We start from the raw sequence: 23,775 nt of genomic DNA, 5'->3' as shown, positions 1-23,775 counted from the left end.
GCTCTAATGCATTGGGAGGATACGGACGACAAAAATCACCGCATTTGCGATTGCGAAGAGACACAACCCGACTTGCCAAATACGATAACTCGGCACCGCGAAGACCCGGTAATATCTGGGACTTTCCAGCCCGTAGTTTTTACGACTAAAGGTTCTTCCCAGTGCGGGCGCCGGCGCGTAGTTCCATGCCCATGAATGCGTACTAAGCGGCTCTATTCGCAAAGCTTCTTCAAGTTGCCTCAATTTGTGCTTTTCGATAAGTTCCAGAAACCTATGTCGACCCAGCAAGTGCATTGACATCAGTATCAGAACCGTTCCCAAGAGCGCCGCTGTCGCACCCGCCCAATCATCGACCTCAGGACTCAGGGAAATAGTCATAAGAAATGATTGGGCCGTCAGCGCCAGGACGGGGGTTTGCCACAGCAGCTCGTCGTGTGCGAGAAAGCGGGCGGTCAACATCTCGTAGGTCACCTGGTCGTAGTGATGATTGATCTCCCATCCGGGACGATTTTGCGAAGTCACTGGCTCTTTGTGAACGTCGAGCGCTTCTTCTCGGAATTCCTTTTCCTCACGCATGACGTCACCACGCTACTTGCCACACGGAACACCAACTGATGTTGGTGAGGACCTGGAGAGAATTCTCATCAGGTTGGGCTAGAGCTTGGGCCCGCGGCGTGTTTTTAAGGCGCTTCATTTTTCTTCCTCCAACACTCTGATGCAATTGAGACTGGAGTCGCAAAGGGAGGCTCGCAACACCACTCTGACAGACGACCCTTGTCCTTCCGCAGCCCACGAAATGATCCGCAAACTTCAGGTCACCCCTCACACCGCCGTGAAGGACCGCTACACGGCCATGGTTACAATCGAAGCCGATCATCAACGGGCTGCTGCGTCAGTTCGCAATCATGGTGGCCTGAGGATTCATCTGACTATTTCACTGCTGAATTGCTATCTTTTGACTTCCTCTGTGGACGCTCCAATGCCTTCAACCCTCTAATTAGGATCGTTTTTGCGTTTTTGAATTCCTTTGTTGCGGCATCCTGGACACGCTCTGCACTAGGAAGCGCCTTCTTTTCTCCACGTCGCTCTCCATGAGTTTGCCCTTTCCTTAGCATCTTGTGTTCCTTGTCAATCGACGTCACGGTGATGTCCACGAAGGAATTCTGCAGGACTAGCAACTCAGTTTCTACTTCCGCCTGCATGACGACGTCAGCTTCGGGTGTGTCAGCTTCTCCAGCCTCGTTTCCTTTCGTCGCATAGTCCTCGATCTTTGAATCTAGTGCCTTTATTGCGCTGGACCTGACAGACCTTTCACTCTCGTCCTTGTCCTTTGCGGCCCCCCTGTAAATCATGATCGTAGTGAGCGCGGCGTCTTCGCTGTTCAGTCCTTTGGCTCCCTTTTTCCCCTTTCGTGGCGCATTGCCCTCTATGCCTAGCGCCTCCCACAGTTTTCGGATGACGGCAAAGGGAATAACGTGCTCGGACTGAAGAGCCCACAACTCCACCTTGCTCTCGCTCGGAGACTTCGCGCCGTGTAGACCCACTACGCCGATAAAGGGCGCACTAGCACCGGGCGAATCGCCGCTCATATTCGCCACCAGCCATGCCGCTGCCGCATCCGCCGCTTGCTTCTTGGCCTTGACGTTCTTGGCTGCGTTGAATCTCGTGACCAGCGTGGCGAACTCCGGGTCCTTGATGGTACTCGCGAGCATCTCCTCCGAATGAAGGACAAGCGTGCCGTCTGGACCGTCGTCCCTGAGATGGTGGGTCTTTCCGTCCATGGGGACCGCCTCGTTGATGGTTGCTGATTCTCCGCCCTGGCCGACGGCCTTGAGAAGGGACCTGCCCAGGTTGACCGCCTGGTTGATGACCCAGTCGATGGCGCTGTTCACCGGTGCCTGCGCCTTGTTGATCACCTTCCTGATCGATTCGCTGATGTCCCCCAGGCCCAGCAGGCTGGCCAGGAATCCGATCGCCACCGGCACGGCCTTGGCGAGGGCCTCTTCAACAAACTTCGCGGCCACGCCGATCGACCCCTTGGCGATCGCGCCGACAGAATCGACCACTGCATTCACCAGCGCGAGGATCTGAGAGCCGCGGTTGACGAAGAACATGATGATGTCGTAGATCGCCTTGCACGCCTTGAAGAACGCGGAGGCAGGGTTGAGCAGCCCAACCAGCCAGGTGATGCCGGCCACGATGACGTTCTCTTTGATGAAACCGAAAATTGCATCAAGCACCATGGACTTCAGTTCCCTGACCTTGCCCTTGATGAAGCGCCATAGACCGGAGACGCCCTCGGTCAGCAGGATCGTGAAGACCTCGGCGGTTTTTTCGAGCGCCGAGACAATCGGCTCGCCCAGGATCTTCACCGCCCGGGCCCGGAAGTTCTCGTAAGTCAGTCCCAGGACCTGCAGCACGATGCTGACGATGCCCTGGAGGTCGAAGGTCTCCGGCAGTTTGAGGCCGGCACCACCGAGCGCACCGAACAGCCAGTCCATCAGGCCCTTCTTGAGGTGCTTTCCGATGTTCAGCACGAAGTTGTTCAAGCCGAGCATGACGCCGTCGATGAGGTTCTTCAGGAAACCGATAGGGTCCGCGATGATGTCACCGATGACGCCGGCCGCCTTCGCCAGTACACTGAGCAACAGGTCCCTGAAGGCGAGGATCTGCTTCACCAGCCCGACTGTCGCGTCATATACGCGCTGCCACAGCGACTTGTTCGCTTCGCGCAGTTCCGTCTCTTTGGCGGACATGCGCTCGTAGGACTGCTTGTACTGGCTGGTGAGGCTGTCGACCAACGAGTTCTTGCGTTCGTCGATGCTGGACGACATGGCGTTGAACTCCGCAGCAACGGACGTCAGTGCCTCCTTTCCGAAGGCCTGCACACTGGCGTCCAGCCCGGCCACGAAGGTCGAGACCGCGAGCTGTCCGGCCGCGACACGCGCCTTCGCTGCGTTGAGCTTGCTGTCAATGCAATTGGCGACCTTGTCGATGGCCGCATCGACGTGCATCATGTACTGGCCGCGGGCCTTGATGAGAGAGCTCTCGATGTGTTCGTCCCAACCGGACCAGGTCGTCAGCCAGGTTACAACGCCGCCCTTCTCCTCCTCGAAGGTGCGCTCGTAGGCGGCCTCGGCCGTCGCCAGACCGTCGTTGAAGATACGGCTCGCCTCTGTCTCCATCTCCCGGAGAATTGTCTCGACGTCGGTCCGCGTCTGGTTCTTTATCGTGTCGATCGCTTGAGTGATCCGTTGGCGTTCGGCGGCATCTTTGGTCTGGGTGCCAATTTGTTTGCCGGTTACGGCATTGATGGAATCTGCGCGAGTCCCGTGCACCCCGGCAAGGCCTGCGGCCAAAGTGCTTTGAGCTTGACCGACGGCCAGCTCTCGCTGACCTGCTTCTGCGGCACGGTACGTCGACGTGACCTGGGCCTCGTGCTGCTCCGCCTCCGTTCTCGCCGTCAAGGACTGGCCGAAAGCCGGTTCGTTGCCCTTCTCCAACTGGTCCTTGGTCACGCCACCTTCGGCCATGACCGACTCGGTCGGCTGCCTGTCGGATGAGTAGTCAAGACGCTCGGGTGGGAGCGGTGCAGGAACCACTGGGGCCGCCGAGACCGGTTGCGGTGGCGCGCCGATCTGTTCGGGAACGAGCGGGGCTGCGGGTTCTACCGGTTGATCACTCGGCGATGCTGCCGCGGTGACGGCGTTCTGTAGGGGCCCCGTGGCAGCGCCCTTTTGAGCCGAGAGCGTTCCCTGCAGTGCATTACTGGCGGTCTGGGCCCCTGTGGCGATGACCTTATGGGCTTCGGCCTCGGTCTTCGGCTTTTCTGTTGCGCGGTCAATGGCATCTCGGAGAGCGGCACGGAACTCGGACCTCTGGAACGTCTGCGTGTTCTGCTGCGCCGCGTCGAGGCCGCGGACAGTGGCCTCGGCAGCCTTGCGTTCCTGCTCGACGGCCGGTTGCTTCGCAGCTCCCTGCGCCCCGGCGACGACCGCCGCCTCCGGGCTGTGACTGGCAGCCCGGGCCGCGCGCTGCCTGACCGCTTGCACGGCGGGGCCGACCGCTTCTTCAGCCGAAGGCGGTTGCTCGATGACAGGTTCCGGTTCTGTGCCGGTGGTGGGAGCACCGGGTTCCGCACCAACGCTGCCCAAGCCTGATGCGGCGGGTTCCGCGGTCGACGAAACGGCCGGCGCGAGCGGTCCCTGCTCTGGGACCGACAACTGCCCGGTGGTTGTCACCCCGGCCTTACCAGTGGTGGCTGCCGTCGACGAGGGGGTTTCTTTTGAGACAGTCGGAACCGATACCGCCACGCCGCCAGCCACGTCTGGTCCCGTTCCGCCTGGCGTCAGGGACACCGAGCGAAGGGACGCGGATAGCGGCGGGCCGGCGGTCGTTGAAGCGGTCGTCAGGGGCGGGCTGGCGGTTGTCGGCGCGGGCGTCAGCGATGATCGCGATGCCGCCGGTGGTCGCGCCGCGTCCCTTCCGGACGCTGTTCTATCCATGGCAGCTGCGACACCACGGTTGCCGAGCCGCCGCTGCAGGTCAGCCGGCGAGGGACGTCCGGCAGTGCGCCGAGTGGGCGGTTGTGCCGCTCGGCGTGGTTCAGCGCCCTTGCTCTTAGGGGCCGGCGTTTGGCGTGATGACGCCATTGCTCACGTCTTGCTCGGAGGGCTTTCCGCTGTCCTCGTTCTTGGGCTGGAGTTCCTTAACGCTTGCCTCGAGATCTCTGATCCTCTTGGCTAGGTGATCCACCTCGCACAAGATCTCGATGGGTTTCACCCACCGCCGGTACATCGTGTCGAGGTTCGTAACGCCTTTCTCCTTGTCGATTATGACCGTGCCAAGCAGAACCCAGTTACGACCGGACGAGCAACTGGGGCAGCAGTCCTTTAGTGCGGCGCACCGGTCCGTGAGGCTGGCGTCTGCCTGCTTCTTATCGCTTTCGTAAGCCGTGTCCTTCCCCTCGCCGTCGTTCTTCGCATCGCTGTTCGCCTTCTGCCCCGGCGCCTTCTCGAGCCGGCATACATCGCCGGACATCTCCTCCAGTTCGGCCTGGGTGAAGACGCCGACGAGGGCTCGGTCCCGCAACCTGTCGCACTCCTTATCCGCGGGCTCGTGCACGCAGCCGCATGGGTCGCTCGTCGCCTCGTCCGAGGTCATGTGCCGGATGACGATGTAGACCGGATCCGACGGTGGCTCGCATACGCAGGGATCGGGGGTGAAATCGAGCTCGATCAGGCAGGTCAGCTCGATGGGGAAACCCGCACAATCCAACGCCAGTCCTCTTCCGACCGTGACGATCCACGGTGGTTTGCCTTCCCGCGGTGCCTTCTGACCCAACTCGAGCCCGCACACGACCCCGCAGCCGAGATAGGAACGCAGAACCGACTGAAGCAACGACACCGGATACTGCCCTGCTGTTTCCAGGTCCTCGGCTTTCACGACCATGCCGTCGTGGAACCGCGCCCGCTCGAGCCCAGTCGGCTGCTCCGCACGGGGCAGCCCGGACTTGGTCGTCTTCGTCTTCATCGGTGTCACTCTCCTACTTCTCTAGTAGCTTGCTGCGCCATGTTGTCTCCGCCGGAGGGCGAACGGAAGCCGCGTTGGTCGTCCTCCCGGGCCGCGACCTGGAACACCGTGATGAAGTCGGCTCCCGGCCGAGCCTGACAACTGGTGTCGCACTCCAGGCCGATCGGCCGAGTGTCGAGCATCCGGCCGCAATCATCACGTACCAGCTGGCCGCGGATCGTGACCTCGATCCTGCACCCGTCGAATAGGTGGGACCGCTTACCCCTGACCTCGGACCGCAGCCACTCCCTCTGATCGGGGATGAGGCGCGCGACGTCGACCTTTCCGCCGTGCCCCACCGGAACCATGCTGCCCGCGGGGATGCGGTAACTCCGCCACGCCGAATCGTCGTCCTGATAAAAGGCCGTGATGAAGAAGCTGGCCTCGTGAAGAGTGGCTGGGTCGACGGGCTTCGTGAATCGCACGGCGAATCCTCGTTCACGGTCACCTAGTGCTTCAGCGAAGTCATCCCAGGAGATCGGCTTGTTCCCCTCCCAGCCGCGATTCACCCAGTCCTGCCACGAGATCTCCTTCACGCGGGGCGCATCCATGTCACAGCAACGCGTGAGCTCGTACAGCAACGGGTTACGGTAGACGACGGGCCTGACCCCGATCGTGTTCGGTTTCGACTCCGGGCAGAACCCCCAGCGTGGGTCGCAGTCGGTGTCCTCATCGTGGAAAGCCTCTCCTTGTTCGTGTCCGTGATCGCTGGTGAGATCGCAGACCTCAACGCACGCCAGGGGGACGCCGACCCACGGGTCGAGGTCGTACGCCCACTCTCGGTCCCCCGACGACCCGTGAGGTGGGCTGGGCCTCTTGAGGAGCGTCTCCACGTCGGGACTCGGTGGGACGCTTGAGGCTTTGCCCGGCAACCCGCCGTTCCTGCGGTTCACGTACTCGCCATGGCTCACGCACCTGTCCGACGGGTGCTCGGGACACCCGCACTCCAGTTCCTTGCAACCCGGACGGAGGGAGAACACGACGGCTTCCTCGGTCCACAGCGATTGAGTTCCGTGTAGGAGTGTGCAGTCCTGAGTCTCTGGCGACCGCACAGCGTAATGCGCAACGAGGGTGTAGGGCCCGGCCTCTCTCGGCCAGGGGCCGACCAGGTCATCCATCCCGATGCAACCGCGCTTCCAGACGAGCATGCGGCCGTACCGGTCGAGGGCCAGGCCGTCGCTGATCTCGAGCTGTCCGTGCCGGAGGTCCAGCGTGTCGTCCTCGAACACTGCCAGGCTAAAACCCATGACCACGCCGAAGCCGTGTACGGCCTGATTGAGGATCTGCTGACGTTCGAGCTCATCGAGCAGCCCGGTGTTGAGTTGCTCCGCAGTCAGTCGCTGCCGTGGGGTGAAGTGGGGCCGGCGGGACCAGGCTTCCCGCTCCACGCCGTGATTCTTATTCATTGGGTTGCTCCTTGATGTCACAGCAATCGCAGGTCGGCGCCCAGGCGGGAACCGTGGTCGAGTACGGAAGGCTCGCCGGCGCGGGCCGGCAGTCGCCACCCGCCCAGATGCGTCGAGCTGCCTAGCCGCAGCCTGTCCTCCTCGTGAAGCAGCGCGTCCATGGGAGGCTCGTCCTCGGCGCCGTTCGCGGTGCCGGATGATGCGCCTGGGCTGAGTCGGAAATCGACGTTGAGTCGAGGTGCCCGTGCTTCAGGTATTCCGGTCCACAGAACTCGCACCATGCAGTGAGTGGGAACGAAGGTGTCGAGGAGCCGTTGAAGGACGAGCTCTAGACTCTGCCGGTCCGGCCCCACGTGAAGTTCGACCGTCAGTGCCCCTCCACGTTGAGCAATCATGGTGGGCACATCCGCACAGGGATGGCCGACGCTGGCCGCTCCGAGCACCATAGCGCCCACGCGGGCGGGTTGCGGCAGCTGCTTCAGCACAACAGTGTCGGCGCCGAGGCGTGAAGGCCCGGCACCGGCAGAGGGAGTAGTGGTCCCGCCTCCGAGGAACCAGCCGGCTGGCTCCTCGGAGGAGTCGGCCAGGGTGTACCGCCCCTTCGTCACCACCCCTAGGAGCTTTTCCAGGCCCATCCGGGTACCCCGGGACTCCAGCAGCTCGGCCGCGGAGGCTAGAAGCTTCCGCCGGACACCGGGGTCGAGTCCGGTGACCGGCGGAAATCCCAACCAGCCGAGGAGGTAGTCGGTCCACTCGTCGCTGGTCGATGCCGGATCCAGGCGCCTGGGCCCCGCGTCCAGTTTCTTGTCGATACCGTCCAGCAGTACCTCGTACGGCGCAAGGATCTGCCTCAGGTCCTCGACCGATTTTTGAATGCCGCGATAGATCGCCGGCAAGTAGTCGAGATACGACGTGTTGGGATAGTGCACTCGAAGGCTCTTCAGCTGCGGCACTGCGCTGCCTGCGGCGATGCGGAGTTCGATCCGGAGCCACAGTGTGGTCGGCTCGGCTCTGTTGAGCAGGGCGCCGTACGTCACTGCTTCGCCGTTGTCGCCCCGATAGATGGTGCCGGGTGACCGCCATTGCAGTTGCTGATCGAGCACGGAAACCATGCCAGGTGTCGACGTGTCGGCCATGACCTGTGCCGCTCGGTCAGTGAGCCAGATCTCGCTCGTCGCCGCCCAGGTGACTTCCATGGTTGTCCCGGCGGGCAGGAGCGCGACGACGTCCGCCCGGTCCCAACCCGACTGGGGGCCGAGTGGTGAAACGAGTGCCGGCGTGATGAAGGTGGCGCGGCGTGTCTCGTCGGACGTCGGCACGGGGACAAGTTCGGCGAGTCCGCGCGTCCCGGCGAGCACGAGTCTCGTGGCGTTGCCCGCCATTGCGGTGGGCCGGCCGAGTTCGCGAGGTACCGCGAGGTGTTGATGGTCCTCCACGGTTCCGGAGGTGATCTCGATCTGCTGGTAGAGCGCCTCGCGGTTGTCCCGCCCGAAGTCATCGGGCACGGTCAGCACGTGCACCGTGCCGTCTCCTCCGGCGATCAGGCTGCGTCCGGTGCCGTGCTCGGCATCCAGGCCGACCTGGCGGATGGTGCCGGTGTCGACGTTCACCACCATCAGTTCGGTCGATGCAACCGGGTCAAGGGCGATGACCTCGGTTCCGTTGGCGGTCGCCACGACGAGTTGCTCTGCTGATACGCCTGTCAGCTCAACAGGCTCACGGCAGGTTTGGCCCCAACAGTTCAGGTGACGAAGCCGCCACCGGTGCGCCCCATCACGCTCCGTGATCCAGGCTCCGTCGTCGTCGTCGCCCGCGGCGTCGGAGAGTTGCCAGCCCGGCCTGTGAATCGGCGGAGTCAGGCGTTGAGCCGTTCCGGTGTCGTAGCGCTGGAGCCCCCCACCCACGGCCACCCAGGTCACGGACGGTCCGACAAGCAACCGGTGGCCCCCCGTGGCGCCCTCCAGCGATCCCTGTCCCAAGGCCGGGAGGTCATCGGAGTGCCAGTGCAGCAACTGGCTCGTACCCGGATCCAACCATAGGATGCGACCCCGGGAGTCCACGGTGGGGGCGGCGTTGCCATTCTTCGTCCCGGTCCCCACCAGTGCACGGACCTCCAGCGGAGGCGGTATGACGAGACAGTCGTCCTGTATCCGGAGACCGCGGCGGGCCCCGGCTCGCCAATGGGACGAGAGCGTGAATCGGTAGGTTCGCTCCTCCGCGGCCGGCATCAGTCCGACCTCCCGAATCCCGGAACGCTGCTGCCGACGGTGGTGCCGCTCATGGCGTCGACCAGGAGATCCTCGGCGCCCACGACCACCACACCGTCCCGAGGTACGGCGACCGGGTGCTTCCCCAAATCCGCCCCTACCTCGGAGATCCGGACGGACCCCACCGTTGCGACGCCGTTCACGTTCGCACTGAGGGAGAGAATGTCGGAGACCGTGAGGTCCCGCCCCAGGGGCCAGGGCTCCACGTCGTCGTCAATCCGGGTAGCGGTGAGCCGCTTGCGCACCGCCGCCTCGATGGCCGCCGTGACCGTTGGGGCGTCAGCCCACGGTTCGGTGGTCACCTCGATCTGGACGCTCACCCTCACGATGGCCGGACCCTGGACCACGAGGCGCTCCCCCACGAGGCGTCGGTGCCCCAGACGTCTGGCAACTTCATCGATGTAGGTCTGGGGCACGCTACCTGCGCCCGTTGGGAACCCGTGGGGCACAACGATGAGCGTCCGCACACCGTCCACCGATCCGACCGGCATCCGCGGATCGAAGCGGGACAGCACTTCCGCGCGTCCCACAGCCATGCCGGGCAAACCCTGCGCGACCCGGGTGACGTCATCATTCGTCACCATCGCCTTCCTCCGGGTGGCAGCCGCGCGTGCCTTGGCAACGAGTTCGGAGGCCGTCGACACGCCCCGTCCATCTGCGAATGCGTGACGATTCGCGCCGAAGTCCCCCGCCACGCCTTCCAGGGCGGGCAAGCGCCACGTGAGTCCTGCTCTGAGGTTGCCCGCAGCGCAAGAGGTGCGGGCTAGCTCCGAATGCTCTATCTCTGCCCTGAGGCGTGGACAACGGCCATTCAGCCCGTTGCCGAAAACCAGCCGATCTTCGTTTACCACAAAGTGCAAGTTATCGGGTCTTGACTTGTCGAAGTCGTCCACGCGTAGCCAGCGTTCTCCGTCAACCTTGATCTCCAAAAGTGGACCGTCGGGGCGGGAGAGCGGTGGTACGAGGTCGTCGGTGACGAGCTCGAGAATCTGGTCCGGCTGTCCTGTGCCCGGTTGGGGGAATGAGGCGGGGGGCACCTGTTCGAGTTGCACCACAGGCAGCGCGTTGATCGTCACAGCACGAATGTGCGGAGGTATCGGGAAGAAGCCGTCATCCATACGCAGGCGAAGTTCAGCTCTAGCCGTGCCAGCAGGAGCCTCGGGTGCCCTAACAACAACGAATCCGCTGGTGGCAAGCCCGGCTGTACTGTCGAATTCGACAGGCAGGTCGGTCCACTCCTCCGTACCGCTGTCACGGTATTCGAAGCGCACCGGGCCCCAGGCCGGTTCCTCCGAAGTGATGGCCGGTCCGGGGTGTGGCACCACGTCGAAGCCAAGAGACATCGGCGCCTCGCCTTCAGACGTCCCCAGTGCTCCGGAGAACTGCAGCGTCAGGGCGGTCAGGCTCTGATGCCGGTGCCCGCCGAGGGTCCAGGAGACGGCGTCGAAATCCGAATCCGATGCAGGGACGTGCCTGCCGTCCACTGTGACATGCGCGCCCCTGAGGACAGCTGCGGTCAGGAAAAGCTGCCGCTCGAGCGCAAAAGGCAGGGTGGGTCGGGTGACGCACACAACGGGCGCACCCTGTTGAACGACTCGGCCCTCGCTGAGCCCCTCGCTCGGCCACACCACGCCCCGTGCGGGCTGTGCCCCCTCCGGTTTCTGCCCCAGGAGCGCGGCGAAAGCCCTTCGGTGCCGAGACCCGACGGACCCGACGCGAAAGATCTGCTGGTCCACGATCCAGGCCAGCAGATCGATCATGGTCATGCCGGGGTCGTGCAGGTTGTGATCGGTCCAGTCCGCCGCGTAGCGAGGAATTTCGGCCCGGGCGAGGAGGACCAGATCATCGAACTCCATGCTGTCGAGGTTTGTCACGAATTCGCTTCCGGCGTCACTCACGGCGTGCTTCCTTCCCCACCGACGTTGACGGAGATGTGCGCTTCTTCAGCGCAGACGATGCCGTCGAACGGCAGCTCGACAAGCGGAGAGCCGTCGATGCCGGTGATGTCCACCGAGACCACGCGGTCGATCCCAGGAACCCTGTTAAGTACCCGTAGTAGGTCGGCCTGGTCCGGGTGCCGGCCGAACGGCCAGCCCGCTCCGAAAGGTCCACCGTGGGCCTGGTCGAAGAATTCCGTGAGGCGGGCCGTGGCACCCTGCTCCACCTGCGCCCATAGTTCCGGAAGAGCCTCAAGGGCCACCTTCACGGACAGGGGCGTGTAGGCCGGTCCGGCCACTTCCAGCGCGTCCTCGTTCAATCCGCCCCAGGCAGCCGCGCGGATGAAGGCGGCGACAGCCTCACGTTGAGCGTGAGTCGGTTTGGGGCACCGGCTGGTCTCGTCTCGGACGACGACGACGACCTGGATGGGTTCACCATGGGATCCCGGGCGGCGGCATCGGGCCCTCAGTATCTCTCCTGAGGACGCTACCGCGAGGGCTTCGACATCGGCTGGCGTCAGCGCCCGCCCTGCGTGCCGCAGCTGGTGTGGTGCCGTGGCGAAGACTGTGTTCGGTGGTGGAGTGTCTGCGCCGCCCGCCACGCCCAATGGCAGGACGGCCACTTCCACCCCTTCGATGGATGTCGTCATCCTCGTTTCGGACCACGCTGGGACGTTGCCCAACGTTCCGCCGCCCTGTTGGTAGGAGAAGGCCCTGATCCCGTCGCGGCCGGCCCCGGGGATCCGCCCGGACTGGTCGTCACCGAAGGTCACTCGTCCGCTGGCTGGTTCCAGAACGAATATCCTGGCGTAACGCGGCTGCCCGATGAAGCTGTCGACGCGGCGCCACAGCACCCAGGTGCCCGGCGCGCGTTCGAGGTCGGTCACGACCAGGGGGGGCACCGGGGTTCGAGAGGTCGGAGTCCGGGCACCGTATTCCTCCTCGAGTGTCGCCAGCTCCTCAGCGGAAAGATCCTCGCGAACACGCAACTCGACGCTGTCCGGTAAGACCGGCGTCGCGGAAAGCTGCAACGTCGTCCCAGGCGCCCCAAGACTGGATCCGAGAACCTCGTCCGTCGACGTCCTGGCATGAGTTACCGGCACCGCATTAGGCAGCACCGCACGAATAACCGGAGCCCATGAACGGCGGTTCTGCTCTTCCGAGCCTTGAGCCGCACCGGGATCGCTCCCGGGGCTGAACCGCAGCCAAATCCGATCTTGACCGAATAGGCGCATCGGGACCGGGTCGCTCTGTAGCGAGAGGCTGATGATGCCTGTGCGCCGCATCGAAGCGGTCTGATCGTCAACGAGAACCTTTTGCCATCCGTCCGCCGTGAGGACTTCGGCGCGGAGCGGCCCGGTCCCCGACTGGTCGACCGCATCGACCAGGACGGTGAGGGGGCCGGCCGTCAGTTGCCCCGTGAACCCCGCGAGGAGCACGCGCTCGGATGGGCCTGGAACTATCGCGGCGGTGCCCTCGAACAGAGCGAAACTGGCCGATGCCAGGGTTGCAGCCTGGGTCTGGTCGAGAGTATCGGCATTGTTCTCGCTCAGAACTATCTCCGGATAGTCGCCGACTAGTCCGCCGAAGGATGCCTCGATGGCGACTATCTCGGGTGGGTTCAGCTCTGTAGTGTCCACGACGACAGTCTGTGTTATGACCTTGGTCTGGGGATTCCTATCGCTCTTCACGAGGTAGGCGGGCCGACCGTAGTCGCCACCGATCAGTCGGGCACGGATCCAGTAGTCCTCTTTTCCGCCGATCTCGGTTGTAGCGAGGTCCGGGGGAATCTTGAACTTAATTTTCCCCGAGGTGGAGAGCTGGTGCGTCTCGTCTACCTCGACGGCGAGCTTCTGCCAGCTGGTGGCGCCGAAGTATTCCCAACTCAGCTCTGGATTGCGGTAGTCCCGCACTCGCACGCTTTCCCTAAGAACGCGTGCTCCTGTCGGCACGACAGCCTTCGTTTCCTCTTTTGGAGGCGTGCTCCAAGGCCGGCCCAGTATCGCCCACAACTGCTTGCCAACCCTGTTGGACCCCAAGACCTTCTGGGCCTTGGGTGCTGCAGGCTTCCCGAACGCGATCAGAGGGGGCGGTGTCGGCAGTTCGAAATTGATCAGAGTACCGAGGTCGTCAGAGGTCACTTTGGCCGTGGTCTCTCTGTCGACGACCTGGAAAGGGGCATCGATATCGATTCCTGCAACGTCACGGTCGAGCGTGGCGAATGTCTTCCCCCCGCTGTCCGTGGCAATCGCCTTCACGACGTAACTGGCCTGGCGGATGACCAGTCGCGTACCGACGGCGAGCGCAATCTGGGCGCTATTGAAGCCGACTCTCTTACGCTTTGTCGGCGTCTCGAACGACCCGGCATAGCGCTTTGCGTTGTTAAGCAGGCGCATGAAGCGAAGTTGCATATTGGGCTTGAGTAGCGGGGCGTCAATCCTGAAGGTGCGGAGCCCCGTGTTTCGGTCGTAGGTGATGCGGTTGACGCTGCCCACGGTGACCATGGTTCGGTTCGCCGCTTTATCGACGTTCGTGCCTATATCCACCCGGTCTGGCGCCCAATCGTCAGCAGCGACCGGAGGCTGGAACCGAACTATGTTGTGAAGCGTGTAGTCTATTTTTGATGTCTCAGGCTGCGTCACTCTGAAGAGACGCTCCCCTTGCCCAGGGAGCAATGCCTCCCATCCCGGGAAGTCCTCTGACAGACCGGTCCCGAGCAGTTGCGGCCGGGTTGACGATGCCGGGGCCGCCAGAGTTGCAACGGTGAGCGGATCATCCGCTTGCCAGACCAGCAGTCCGTCCGGATTGGATGCCAGCCCCACCACCGCGGGCAGGTCCGCCGTTCCCCGCACGGCGGGGTTGGTGTGCAGCTCGGATCCCTTCGCGAGGTTTCCCTGGTCCGAGTGATGAACGCCCACCACCGAAGCCCCTCCACCCGCGTCGTCCTGCAACTCGATGCCGACGAAGCGGCCTGGCGCTGGTTCGCTCGCGGGGGCGGCGTAGGAAACCCACCAGTGTTCCTCGCCGGCTGCAGTACGAAAGCGGGTTGCTGTCGGCGCTACGTCATGACTCATCTCCAAAGGTGTCTGCTTACCAGCGGGATCGGCCACCAAAGGGCTGATCCACGACACGGTGAAACCGCCGACGTAAGGTACGGATATTCTGCCTACCCAAAGCAGGTTGTCGTCATCGCGGGCGACGACCTCGAGTTGCTGGGGCCGCAGCGGCCAGTCTGCGCCCTGGACAGCGGCGAGTTGGTTGTTGCTTGAGACGGCAGGCCGTGCACTCCCCACGCTGGTGAGTGCCTTCCATGTGCCCGTCGGCCGTCCGCGCAAGTCCAAGGATTGCCCGTAGAGCTCTGTGTCTTGAACGTCCAGAAGGATGGCCGACGTTGCCGGAGAGCTGGTGGGTGTGGGTAGCACTACCGGCATCTGCGGCGAATGCGCCCCGGCGCTCGTGGCCTGCTCGACTCGATCAATGGACTGCCAGGCTTCCTCGACCGACATCGTGGGCGGGGTTCCCCCTCGCTTCAGGGAGGCGGACCAAAAGCGGCCATCCCTGCTTTGAGCGACCAAGACATCCGTTCCGGCTTTCTCAACGCGAATTGCCGCGGGAGAAGCCGGCCCCAGCAGGACCCGCTCCCCTTTCTTCGTCACGACGCTGCTCCCCTGCCACCGAAAGCGGTCCTTGTCCTGAGAGATAATCTGTAGGTCTCCGTTGAGGCCCACTCCATAACCGCTCCAGGAATCGACGGAATCACCTACAGTGACGAGGAACGATTTCATCGAGGAGTCCGCAAGTGTCAAGTCAAGGGTTACCGTTGCTCCCTTCTTGCTCAATGCTTCGGGTGCAGCCAGGGCGAAGGTGTCAAAGCGGATCGGTTCTGGACCGAATGGGTAGAAGCGCCCGGTCGTCGCCAGCGGGTTTCCGTTATGAGAGGCGAGGGTGATTGTCCGACTTCCCTCGGTTTGGTTCGTTCCCGAACCGCCAGTGGTGTCGCCGTCGGAACCTTTTTTCGAATCTTCGTCGGGAGAAGCAACGGTCAGCTTGATACCCGATGCCCGCGAGGCCGGGCTTGCACCATCGACGATCTGCTCGCGCAACTCGGCGCGGATCCAGCGGCTCTTGCGGCCGTTGACCTCCACTTCGTCCGCCGTGCCGGCCCAGGTCTTGCCCAACGTAATCGTGGGACCCACAGTTTTCAGCAACTCCAAGGGCTGCCAATCAGACTCCTTCTGCTCGCCCCGCGTGCCGTAGATGGAGTAGGCGATGTCCAGCTCCCCCATCTCCCGCGCGAGGCCGGCCGGCGACAGTTCGAGGGTGATCTCGGCGGGCTCCTTCAGATTCAGCAACTCCTTGTGGGCGATGAAGACGCAGTGCCGCTGAATGTTCCGCAGGGTGAAGGTCTCGAACGCGCTGATCCGCGTCGCCTCCGCGGATCCTGGCGTTGCCGGCCCTTCGAGCGGGTGTTGGAGTAGTACCAGCCCGTTCTTGTCCATCTCCTTCGCGACGTCATAGGCAGAACGGTCTACACGCAACACATCGCCCGCACTGATGCCGACCGCCGGGCTCACCTGGATGGTGGAGCTTCCCGCGCCGCTGAAGGTGACGAACTGGTAGTTGCGCGGAAGGGCAGGCGGGGCGAGGAGGGAGGTGACCTGTGCCGGGGCCCGCTCGATGCGGTCCGCCGACGGATCGACTGCGAACAGCTCGGCGATTCCGCCCGGTGTAAGGCGCAGCTCGACGCCAGTCTCGAAGGTGGCCTGTTCCCCATTGGCTGTGGTGACAGCAACCTGGGTCGCGACCGCGGCCTGGACCGGTGTTAATTGCTTCGGTCCGAGCCCGAGTACCAGCACACCGTATGCGGCGCGTGGAGGATCGGGAGGAAGCCCAAGAAACTCGAAGAAGGCGAGGGCGTCACGCTCAGCGGTTGCGTCCAGGCGCCAGGCCGACTGTTCTGCGAGCCGCGCACCGATTCGCAACAGAGCGGAGCCGAAATCGTCGCGGTCGCCTGTTCGTCTCCACCGGGGCGTCAGGGCATCAGCAAGCCGGCGCAGCTCGGCAAGGAGCTGCTGCTCACGTCGAGGGTCGGTCTTCGGGTGAACGCCGGCTTCCAAGCGGGAACGGTAGGTACTCATCGGCTCGGAGATTCTTCGAAGTGGAACGGATAGACGATGTTCCCCGGCTGGTTTGTAGCTCGCACCTCGTAGTCGATGACTACGTCGATTCGTCCGCCGTCGAGGTGGGTCGTCTCCACCGCCACGTGGCGGACCTCGATTCGCGCCTCGTAGCTCCGCAGCGCCTCGCGCACGGTCGTCTCGATCTGTGCGATGACCTGGGTACTGATGGCCGCGAAGGCCATGTCGTGGATCCCGCATCCGAAGTCGGGACGCATAACGCGCTCGCCCTTGGCGGTTCCGAGGATTATCAAGATGGATTGCTTGATATCCGTTTCGTATGACACGCGCTCGATGAGCCCCGTTGAGGACGACACGTTCACCGGGAAGGCCCATCCGGTACCGAGAAAGTCGCGTGCCAATTGATCGTTGCTGTCCATCATCATCCGATCAGCACCGTGGTTTCGCCAGCGGCGATGGGGTTAGGCGGGCCGACTTCGATGACCTGGTCCCCCATGCGGGCCGCCGGCAGACCTCCGATCAGGACGGTCGTACTGGCGACGGGAACGGTCCCGCCGACGTGAGGCTTAGGGCCGTCGGATAGAGGGCAGGTGTGAAGGTCGCTGCCGGCTCGCCACGCAGGTCTGCCACCGATGACGACGGTAGGGCAACCGGGCCCCGGGGACAGCGGTGTCCCATGAGCTGTACTGTCTCCCACCCGTGCTGCTGGCTGTCCCATCATCTGCCCTTTTCTTGTCGTTCGCGCTCGTACTAGTCAAATCGCATCAGTTGATGAGAACGGTCGTTCCCTTCACCGTCAACGTTCCAGACGCCTGAATTGTCAGCGCCGCGCCTGCCTTGATTTCGATGTTCGGGGCATCAAGCACAAGCTTCTGCGTGGCGCTTATTTGGATTGAGGAGTTCGAGCTGTCAATGGCGATCTTGTTGTTCTTCCCATCGCTGACCGTGATGCCGTCCTTGGTCAGGGCGACCTTCTTTCCGTCCTCAAGCCTTATCTCTACTTCCGGAGCCGACTTGTCGTCGTTGATCCGGATGGTGTGCCCGGACCGGCTCTTCAGGACACGTATGTTGTTGGCACCATCCGCATTATCAGTTGGCGGTCTGTTCTTTCCATTCCATAGGACTCCGAGTACGTACAGGTGAGACGGGTCGCCCTTCTCGGCGGACACGAGGACCTCGTCTCCGACCTCTGGTAGAAGGAACAGACCGCGGTCCTTACCTGCCATGTTCATGGCGCATCGTGACCACCCGCTGGCGTCACCATCCGCCTGCCATGGCAGATGGATGCGAACTCGCCCCAAACCATCCGGGTCCTTGTTGTCGATCACCTCACCTACTGCCACTCCGCTGATGAAGCCGTCGGACTCCCTCTCGTCCTCACTCGTCTGCTCGAACACTGCGCCGATCATCAGATGCTCGTTTCTTCGACTGCGAACGTGGTTCGGTAGCCGCTGCCGTCGATCTTGTGTGTGGTCTCGGTGACGTAGTAGGGCTTGCTGAACGCACGCCCTAGTCCATTGATGAGGAGGTTGGTGTCCGGGAGGATCGCGGGCAGGCCCACGCACTCTCCGGTGCCGGTCAGGAACTGCTGCGCCCGTTCCTCAAGGATGGCGAGCGCGCGGGCGTCGGCTTGCTCCTGGGTGTCGACCGCTGCCCTGACGTTCAGTACCGGCCTCTTCGACAGCGCCTTGAAGGCCATGTCTCCGCCGCTCTCTTCTCTTTGCTCCCGTCCGGACTCCTCGCCGTGCTTAGCTATGCCGACGATCGGCTTGCCCGTCGCGAGCGACGTGGCGTGCACCCTGACCTCCGCGACTTGCCGAGCGATGTTTGCTTCGGGGCTGAAGCTCAATAGGCCTTTGCCCCACGTCAGTTCAGCGACGGCGGCGGTCTTACTGCGCCTGGGTCCGAACCGCAGCTTGCCGCCACGCTCATAAAAGGTCGCCTTATTGCGCTTGGCGAGCCTGTCGAGAAAGACCAGGTCCGACTCGTTATTTTGGTCGATTTTGTCGAAGGTCGGACTGGTAGTGAGCACGTCGGTGCCCAGCCGCGCTTGGGAAGCAACCTCGGTGACGGCCTCGCTATCCCGAGCCACGGTGGCCGGGTGTTTGGGCCAATGGCGCGTATTCTTACCGACCGTCAATGGGTAAAGGCCATCGGCACCGCTGATCGTGAGTTCCGGCGTGGAGCCGGCTGAGAACGACGTCGTGACCTCCGTGATGATGCCTTTGAGGATAGGTTTCACCCCCGTGGCGTCGCCGTAACCGAGGCCGATTGTCACGCTGCTGCCGAACGCGAACAAATCCAGCAGGTCCATTCGGTCCGCCCGCTGGGTGGCCAGAAATTCACCCTTGTTCCAGTCAAAGGACGAGGCGACAGTGAAGGAGAACCGTCCGGCAGTCTTCTCCTTCAGATCGACGCTAACCGACGTGATAGCCAGAAAGAAGTCACGAAGGACGTCTTCGGTGCCGATCTTCACAGAGAAGGCCGGCACGTAGAAGCCGTTGTTGGCTTGCTCAAGCTCGGCGAGTGTCACGACGATCCTCCCTCTGGAAGCTCGGATCGTTCAGATCGAGCGCTGGCAACTCGAGAACCGTTCCCGGCTGGATTCGCCGCGGATTGTCGATGTCGTTATGCCGGGCGATCAAACGCCAATAGCGACACTCCCCATACTCGCGGGCCGCCATGAGCCAAACGCTGTCGTGGGACTCGAGGACACGACGCTTGGTCTTGTCCGCGGAGTTTCGGCGAGGGTCACTCAGTTGCTCGGAAATCGTTCGGTACTGCTTGAACGACACATTGAGCGTCGATCGGACGGGGGTCCCGTCCGGCTTGAACATCGTCAGTTTTTGCGAGATCTTCTCGATGACGGCCACGAACTCAAACACTCCCCAACGAAACTCGACTCGGGGTGGCGCATGAAGTGTCCCGTCGATCGAGATGAGGTCCGTGAGCGGCTTCGTGAGGTCCAGGACGTTGGCTTGCCCGCCATCTGTGAACGTGTCGAACAGCAGGTCCATCGTCAACACGCTCGCATTACCGTTGACGAACTGAACAATCGGATTCGAGAGTCCTGGCGGGGCCGCCTCCTGAAAATTCGCCGAATACTCGACGCTGTACTCGGTTGGGTTGAACAAGACCTTGATCGGGGAGTTCTTCCCCCGGCCGTCCAGAGGCGTGATGATCGCCTTGGCCAGTTCCTGTGCCATCGCCGGTCACCCCCTTCCTCGACGCTCGTTCTCAATCCGCACGCGCTTTTCAAACCGCTTCCACAGCTCGTTGTCGAGCCGGTCGACGTCAACCGGGAGGTAGGCCGGTCGTGTTCGCGCTTGGAGCGCCACATCCACCGGTGGATGCGCGACGACCGCCGGGTGGACGGGTTCCCGGTGGATCAGCTCAGCCGGGCGCAGTGTCCGGACGACCAGCGGGACAGAGGATGACGGGTTAGGCGACCGAAACGGGGCGAGGGGCGCCGGAGCGCCGAATTCGAGGGTGGCGGCGCCGTAGTTCCGGGCGGCGGCGGAGCGCGCATCCGTGAGATCCACCAGCGGGGAGCGAGCGCTCCGTCGGCCCGTACGGAGGCGGTCGCTGCTCGCGTCCGGCATCGGACGTGAAATGTCAGCGGCGCGCTGACCGCGGGGCCATCCGACGCGGGGAGCGCCAGCCTCCATCGGGATCCTCTTTGCCGGTGCTGCCGGGTTCACCGGAGTCTCAGTCAGACCCCGCGGTAGCAGCCGGACTGGCACCAATTTTGAGGCCGGACTATTCCGCGGGATGTCGCCCCTGTCAGCGGCGGAGCCGATTGCGCTGGCGACCCACAGCAAGGAGGCGAGGCCGCGTGATGTTTTTCCTGCCGACGAACACCGAGCGGCGTTCAAGGGGGGTGTGGATCCGACTGGCGGGGTGACGGCGGACCCATGCGGCATCCGCCGCCGGCCTGCTGGCCTCCAAGAATCTCTCGGCACCGATGGGTGATGTTCGGAGGCTGAGACCTTCAACCGTGCAGTGCTCCGGACTGTTCGCGCCGGAGAATCTCCCAGCCCTGAGACCGGCTCTCCAGATGCCGAAACCTTCTCGACCGTTATCTGCGGGACAAGAGTCACAAGCCGAACTGCTGGAACCCGAGCCTTCCCCAGCCCCGAGACGGGTGGCCCGGGTGACGGGACCTTCTCGATGGTCACTTGCCGGATCAGCGTCCTGAGCCTGACGGCGAGCCAGATCCGCAGAGAGAAGTAGACCGAAAGGTTCACTTTCGAACCGTTGGGCGTCACCACCTCAGTGGGCGGGGCCCCACCGACAGGGCGCCGGAACACAAGCGCCAAGGGTCGATGCCGAGAGGCTAGCGGCCTCCGCGCAGAGCTTCCCTTGGCGTCGAAGCGCCCAGGCCCAGTCACTGAGGTACGGGAAGGCAGCCGCCCAGTCACTGGGGGCTCCTCGTGAGCCCATGATGAACGAGCTCCACCGACTCGGTGGCCACGGCGCTCGAAAGCCCGTCCAGTTCGGCTCCGGTCCATTTGGCTGGGTAAGCACCGACGCAGACCCAGCGCCACGCCTCGTCGCCGACGAGGTCCAGCAGCAGGACCGACACGGTGCGGCGCTGGACTCGGCCCTCGATGACGTCTTGGTGCCACTCCCACATCGAGCGGCTCATGAGACCGCGCTTGAGGGTCAGGGCGGGGTAGGTGGTCTTCACGACGAGCTGGTGTTCGAAGTCGTTCACGCCGCCCTCTCGATAGGGCTCGACCTGGCTCTGCCGTTCGATGCCCGTGACAGATTGAAATCCGCCGGCCTGCAGGCCCTCGATCTCGACTATGAATCGGAAAACGCGGTAGGGATCTGGTCGAGCCATGGTTCACCTCCTCACTTGAGGTCGAAGGGGTTGCGGGGTGTGCCGTTCAGGCCGCGGTTGATGTGCGAGATTTCCTCACACCACCGTCGCCGCTGGCGATGTTCCAAATGCATGAGTTCTTCGTTGGACCAGTGGAAGTGGTATGCAATGAAGGCCATCTCCTCATAGAGCTCGTCCACGGGATAGGCCCTCAGCCTTCCCCCAGGGCGTAAGACCTCGTGTTCCATTGGTCGGGCTGATTTTTGTCTGGGGCCGGCGGGGGCTGCTCTTCCACGGCGTTTAGCGTCTCGTACAGTTGCTGAAGCTCCTCTAGGTCGCTGACGAACAAACCCTCGATCACTTTGGTGTTGACGTCCGAGACGCTACCTAGGCTCGTGATGACGCGAGCCAGTACGATGATCGTCAGGTATCCCGGGTTCTGCTGTACGCGGGGGTCCTTGAGGGGCAGGATTTCGTCGGCTGCGGTGGCCAGGCGCATGACGCCCCTCGTATGGAGAACTCCGTCGGCGTCGAGGTAGCCCTTGCCCAAGGTGAAGTCGACCTCAGTGGCGAACATAGTGCGGTCCTTTCTCTTCTTCAGGTTGCTGAAGGGGTCACTGAATGCGCCGGATGCCCTCGTTGGCCAACTCGAGGGAATCGATCGCTACCTCGTTGCCAGTGCCGTTAAGGTCTGACGGGTCGTACTTAGTTGGCCACGCCCTTGTTATTTCGAAGGCCGCCTTGTCGTCGCCAGCCTCGTTCTGGATCCTGATGACCACGGTCTTCCTGATCTCCTCCTGCAGCGTGGCTCCGTCCACGATGAGCCGATGCCATTCGGCGAGTTCCATCGAGTCGGTGATACCCCACTTCAGGGTGACGTTTGCGAACTTGGTGAGGCCGCTGAGCTTGCGGGCCGTGGGCGGCTCATCCCCCTCCCTGTACTCGATCGGGTCGCTGGCCGCGTCGCCGATCGCGACCTCGGAGAAGGCAGCTTGCTCGAGGCCGTCGATCTCCAGCCGGAACCGGAACTTGCGGAGCGGGTCTTGGCGTGCCATCGCTCAGCCCTCCTGGGCTCTGTTGTTCATGACTTGGATTCCTGTGTCTTCTGGAAGATGCGGAAGACCACGAACTCCGCGGGCCTTACCGGCGCGATGCCGACTTCGACGATCAGCCGGCCATTGAGGATGTCATCCTCGGACATCGTTTCGCCGCGGCCTACGGAAACGGTGAACGCCTCTTCCTCTCTGACACCGAGTAGGGCGCCTTCACGCCACTGAGTCCGGAGAAACAACGTTACGGTCTGCTTCACTCGGGCCCACAGCCGCTCGTTGTTGGGTTCGAAGACCACCCATTGTGTCGAGTTGTAGATTGACGCCTCTATGAAGATGAAGAGCCGCCTTACATTGACGTACTTCCACAACGGGTCGCTGGAAAGGGTGCGGGCGCCCCACAGCCGGATGCCGCGCCCCGGGAAGCGCCGGATGGCGTCACATCCGCGAGGGTTGAGCACCTCCTGCATGCTCTGATTGATGTCAAATTCGAGGTCGATCGCTCCAGCGATCGTTTCGTTGGCGGGAGCCTTGAAGACACCTCGGGTGTTGTCCGTGAGCGCGTATACCCCGCACACTGATCCGCCCGGCGGGACTTTAGTGCGGCCGCCGCTACGGGGGTCGTTCACATAGATCCACGGGTAATAAAACGCCCCATACTTCGTGTCCTGAACCTGGCTGCGAGGCTCGATTCCCGAGAAGTTGGCCTGATTCGCTTCCGAATCGACCACGGCAAAGCGGAAGCGGTTGCGTTCGCAGTGAGTGATCACACTGCGGGCGACGTCGTAGCCGTACCCTGGAGCATTGACGATCGCTATCTCCCGGAACTCGTCTAGTTCCAGGGCCTTAAGCCCTCGACGCAGGCTCGGGTCGTTGTTCTGGCTTTCTCGCTCGAAGTCGGCAACCGTGACCGGGGGTCCGTCGTCGCCGCCAGCGAGCCTACCGACGGTGAGCCCGCCCGGTAGTGCTACGTCAGTCGGGGCGCTGACCTGGATCAGGACCGAATTGAAGTTATTTACGCGCTTAAGGAAGTACGCTGGCGATGCGGGATCCAGGCTGAGATCGTCGAAGTCTTCAGCGATATTAGGCAGCTTCTCGGGAGTTCCGAACGGAGCATCCTCTGGGATGTCCCGCTCGTCCGCCCAGTACGCGGTGCGGAGGCGGAAACCGACAGGCTGCCCGTTACTGCCCAAAGTGCTTCCAGGACCCACCTGAACCACCACGTTGTTGTACGTTGAGCCGGGGCCGATGGCTGTCAGAGTGAAGTTCTCGACAACGGCTTGGGCAGTCCCGGCTCCTTCACCCACAACTCTCGCTATATAGCAACGGCGACCGCCGTTGTCGAAGAAACCTCTCACTGCATAGGGAACAAATTTGTCGGGAGCGTAAACGTCACCGAACCAGCGCAGATAGGCACCGAAGCTAGTGACAAGTAAAGGCTTCTGCGGGCCGCGCAGGGTTTCGCCGACGAAGGCAGTGGTCGAAGTGGCGACCCCCTCAATTGGTTTGGGCCCGCGTTCGATTTCTTCAATAAAGACGCCCGGGGCAAGGTATTCAGGCATGTTGGCTTACTCCTATCGTG

At 63.0% G+C, this 23,775-nt stretch carries 18 protein-coding genes; all 18 read right to left on the bottom strand.

The window, feature by feature from the left end:
* Window positions 1-3: 3 nt before the first annotated feature.
* The 18 genes from M1E07_RS09460 to M1E07_RS09375 all read right to left on the bottom strand — a co-directional run bounded on the left by M1E07_RS09460 (window position 4) and on the right by M1E07_RS09375 (window position 23,755).
* Window positions 4-576 (bottom strand): hypothetical protein, encoded by a 573-nt coding sequence (locus M1E07_RS09460; RefSeq protein WP_461189960.1) that lies wholly within the window; start codon window positions 574-576, stop codon window positions 4-6.
* A gap of 353 nt (window positions 577-929) precedes the next feature.
* Window positions 930-4,325, bottom strand: a complete 3,396-nt coding sequence (locus M1E07_RS09455; RefSeq protein ID WP_461189959.1) for a phage tail protein — start codon at window positions 4,323-4,325, stop codon at window positions 930-932.
* A gap of 295 nt (window positions 4,326-4,620) precedes the next feature.
* Window positions 4,621-5,532 carry a hypothetical protein gene (locus M1E07_RS09450; protein WP_461189958.1) on the bottom strand — a complete coding sequence of 304 codons (912 nt, stop codon included), beginning with the start codon at window positions 5,530-5,532 and terminating at the stop codon, window positions 4,621-4,623.
* Window positions 5,533-5,537: 5 nt separating this feature from the next.
* Window positions 5,538-6,977 carry a hypothetical protein gene (locus tag M1E07_RS09445; RefSeq protein ID WP_461189957.1) on the bottom strand — a complete coding sequence of 480 codons (1,440 nt, stop codon included), beginning with the start codon at window positions 6,975-6,977 and terminating at the stop codon, window positions 5,538-5,540.
* Between the two features lie 17 nt (window positions 6,978-6,994).
* On the bottom strand, window positions 6,995-9,010 hold the full coding sequence (locus tag M1E07_RS09440) for a hypothetical protein (RefSeq protein ID WP_461189956.1): 2,016 nt from the start codon (window positions 9,008-9,010) through the stop codon (window positions 6,995-6,997).
* Between the two features lie 194 nt (window positions 9,011-9,204).
* Window positions 9,205-11,142, bottom strand: a complete 1,938-nt coding sequence (locus M1E07_RS09435; protein WP_461189955.1) for a baseplate J/gp47 family protein — start codon at window positions 11,140-11,142, stop codon at window positions 9,205-9,207.
* The gene (locus M1E07_RS09430; RefSeq protein WP_461189954.1) at window positions 11,139-16,319 is read right to left on the bottom strand and encodes a baseplate J/gp47 family protein; all 5,181 of its coding nucleotides are present in this window, start codon (window positions 16,317-16,319) and stop codon (window positions 11,139-11,141) included. The genes M1E07_RS09435 and M1E07_RS09430 overlap by 4 nt, the downstream gene beginning before the upstream one ends.
* Complete coding sequence (locus tag M1E07_RS09425; RefSeq protein WP_461190367.1) at window positions 16,316-16,738, bottom strand: GPW/gp25 family protein; 423 nt, start codon at window positions 16,736-16,738, stop codon at window positions 16,316-16,318. Before M1E07_RS09425 ends, M1E07_RS09430 begins: the two co-directional genes overlap by 4 nt.
* Before the next feature lie 2 nt (window positions 16,739-16,740).
* Window positions 16,741-17,037 carry a PAAR domain-containing protein gene (locus M1E07_RS09420; protein WP_461190366.1) on the bottom strand — a complete coding sequence of 99 codons (297 nt, stop codon included), beginning with the start codon at window positions 17,035-17,037 and terminating at the stop codon, window positions 16,741-16,743.
* A gap of 46 nt (window positions 17,038-17,083) precedes the next feature.
* Window positions 17,084-17,728 (bottom strand): phage baseplate assembly protein V, encoded by a 645-nt coding sequence (locus tag M1E07_RS09415; protein WP_461189953.1) that lies wholly within the window; start codon window positions 17,726-17,728, stop codon window positions 17,084-17,086.
* The gene (locus M1E07_RS09410) at window positions 17,728-18,852 is read right to left on the bottom strand and encodes a phage late control D family protein (RefSeq protein ID WP_461189952.1); all 1,125 of its coding nucleotides are present in this window, start codon (window positions 18,850-18,852) and stop codon (window positions 17,728-17,730) included. The genes M1E07_RS09415 and M1E07_RS09410 overlap by 1 nt, the downstream gene beginning before the upstream one ends.
* A complete protein-coding gene (locus tag M1E07_RS09405) occupies window positions 18,833-19,525 on the bottom strand; it encodes a CIS tube protein (RefSeq protein WP_461189951.1) in 693 nt (230 codons plus the stop codon). Before M1E07_RS09405 ends, M1E07_RS09410 begins: the two co-directional genes overlap by 20 nt.
* A gap of 6 nt (window positions 19,526-19,531) precedes the next feature.
* A complete protein-coding gene (locus M1E07_RS09400) occupies window positions 19,532-19,987 on the bottom strand; it encodes a hypothetical protein (RefSeq protein ID WP_461189950.1) in 456 nt (151 codons plus the stop codon).
* A gap of 749 nt (window positions 19,988-20,736) precedes the next feature.
* The gene (locus M1E07_RS09395) at window positions 20,737-21,165 is read right to left on the bottom strand and encodes a phage tail protein (protein ID WP_461189949.1); all 429 of its coding nucleotides are present in this window, start codon (window positions 21,163-21,165) and stop codon (window positions 20,737-20,739) included.
* Window positions 21,166-21,176: 11 nt separating this feature from the next.
* A complete protein-coding gene (locus M1E07_RS09390; RefSeq protein ID WP_461189948.1) occupies window positions 21,177-21,344 on the bottom strand; it encodes a DUF6760 family protein in 168 nt (55 codons plus the stop codon).
* Window positions 21,345-21,355: 11 nt separating this feature from the next.
* Window positions 21,356-21,721, bottom strand: coding sequence for a hypothetical protein (locus tag M1E07_RS09385; RefSeq protein WP_461189947.1), 366 nt, complete (start codon window positions 21,719-21,721; stop codon window positions 21,356-21,358).
* A 37-nt stretch (window positions 21,722-21,758) separates the two neighbouring features.
* Window positions 21,759-22,199, bottom strand: coding sequence for a phage tail protein (locus M1E07_RS09380; protein WP_461189946.1), 441 nt, complete (start codon window positions 22,197-22,199; stop codon window positions 21,759-21,761).
* 26 nt (window positions 22,200-22,225) lie between these two features.
* On the bottom strand, window positions 22,226-23,755 hold the full coding sequence (locus tag M1E07_RS09375) for a phage tail sheath family protein (RefSeq protein ID WP_461189945.1): 1,530 nt from the start codon (window positions 23,753-23,755) through the stop codon (window positions 22,226-22,228).
* Window positions 23,756-23,775: the final 20 nt, after the last annotated feature.

The organism is Arthrobacter sp. Z4-13 (assembly GCF_054792705.1).
Note: the sequence above shows the minus strand (reverse complement) of the source record. Positions and strands in the feature narration are given on the sequence as shown.

Bases quoted from the DNA above. Each gene is read 5' to 3' on its own strand.
- M1E07_RS09400 (WP_461189950.1), bottom strand. From the start codon at position 19,987: ATGGAGGCTGGCGCTCCCCGCGTCGGATGGCCCCGCGGTCAGCGCGCC.
- M1E07_RS09460 (WP_461189960.1), bottom strand. From the start codon at position 576: ATGCGTGAGGAAAAGGAATTCCGAGAAGAAGCGCTCGACGTTCACAAA.
- M1E07_RS09430 (WP_461189954.1), bottom strand. From the start codon at position 16,319: ATGAGTACCTACCGTTCCCGCTTGGAAGCCGGCGTTCACCCGAAGACC.
- M1E07_RS09420 (WP_461190366.1), bottom strand. From the start codon at position 17,037: ATGGGACAGCCAGCAGCACGGGTGGGAGACAGTACAGCTCATGGGACA.
- M1E07_RS09385 (WP_461189947.1), bottom strand. From the start codon at position 21,721: ATGTTCGCCACTGAGGTCGACTTCACCTTGGGCAAGGGCTACCTCGAC.
- M1E07_RS09380 (WP_461189946.1), bottom strand. From the start codon at position 22,199: ATGGCACGCCAAGACCCGCTCCGCAAGTTCCGGTTCCGGCTGGAGATC.
- M1E07_RS09405 (WP_461189951.1), bottom strand. From the start codon at position 19,525: ATGGCACAGGAACTGGCCAAGGCGATCATCACGCCTCTGGACGGCCGG.
- M1E07_RS09415 (WP_461189953.1), bottom strand. From the start codon at position 17,728: ATGATCGGCGCAGTGTTCGAGCAGACGAGTGAGGACGAGAGGGAGTCC.
- M1E07_RS09450 (WP_461189958.1), bottom strand. From the start codon at position 5,532: ATGAAGACGAAGACGACCAAGTCCGGGCTGCCCCGTGCGGAGCAGCCG.
- M1E07_RS09425 (WP_461190367.1), bottom strand. From the start codon at position 16,738: ATGGACAGCAACGATCAATTGGCACGCGACTTTCTCGGTACCGGATGG.
- M1E07_RS09375 (WP_461189945.1), bottom strand. From the start codon at position 23,755: ATGCCTGAATACCTTGCCCCGGGCGTCTTTATTGAAGAAATCGAACGC.
- M1E07_RS09395 (WP_461189949.1), bottom strand. From the start codon at position 21,165: ATGGCTCGACCAGATCCCTACCGCGTTTTCCGATTCATAGTCGAGATC.
- M1E07_RS09445 (WP_461189957.1), bottom strand. From the start codon at position 6,977: ATGAATAAGAATCACGGCGTGGAGCGGGAAGCCTGGTCCCGCCGGCCC.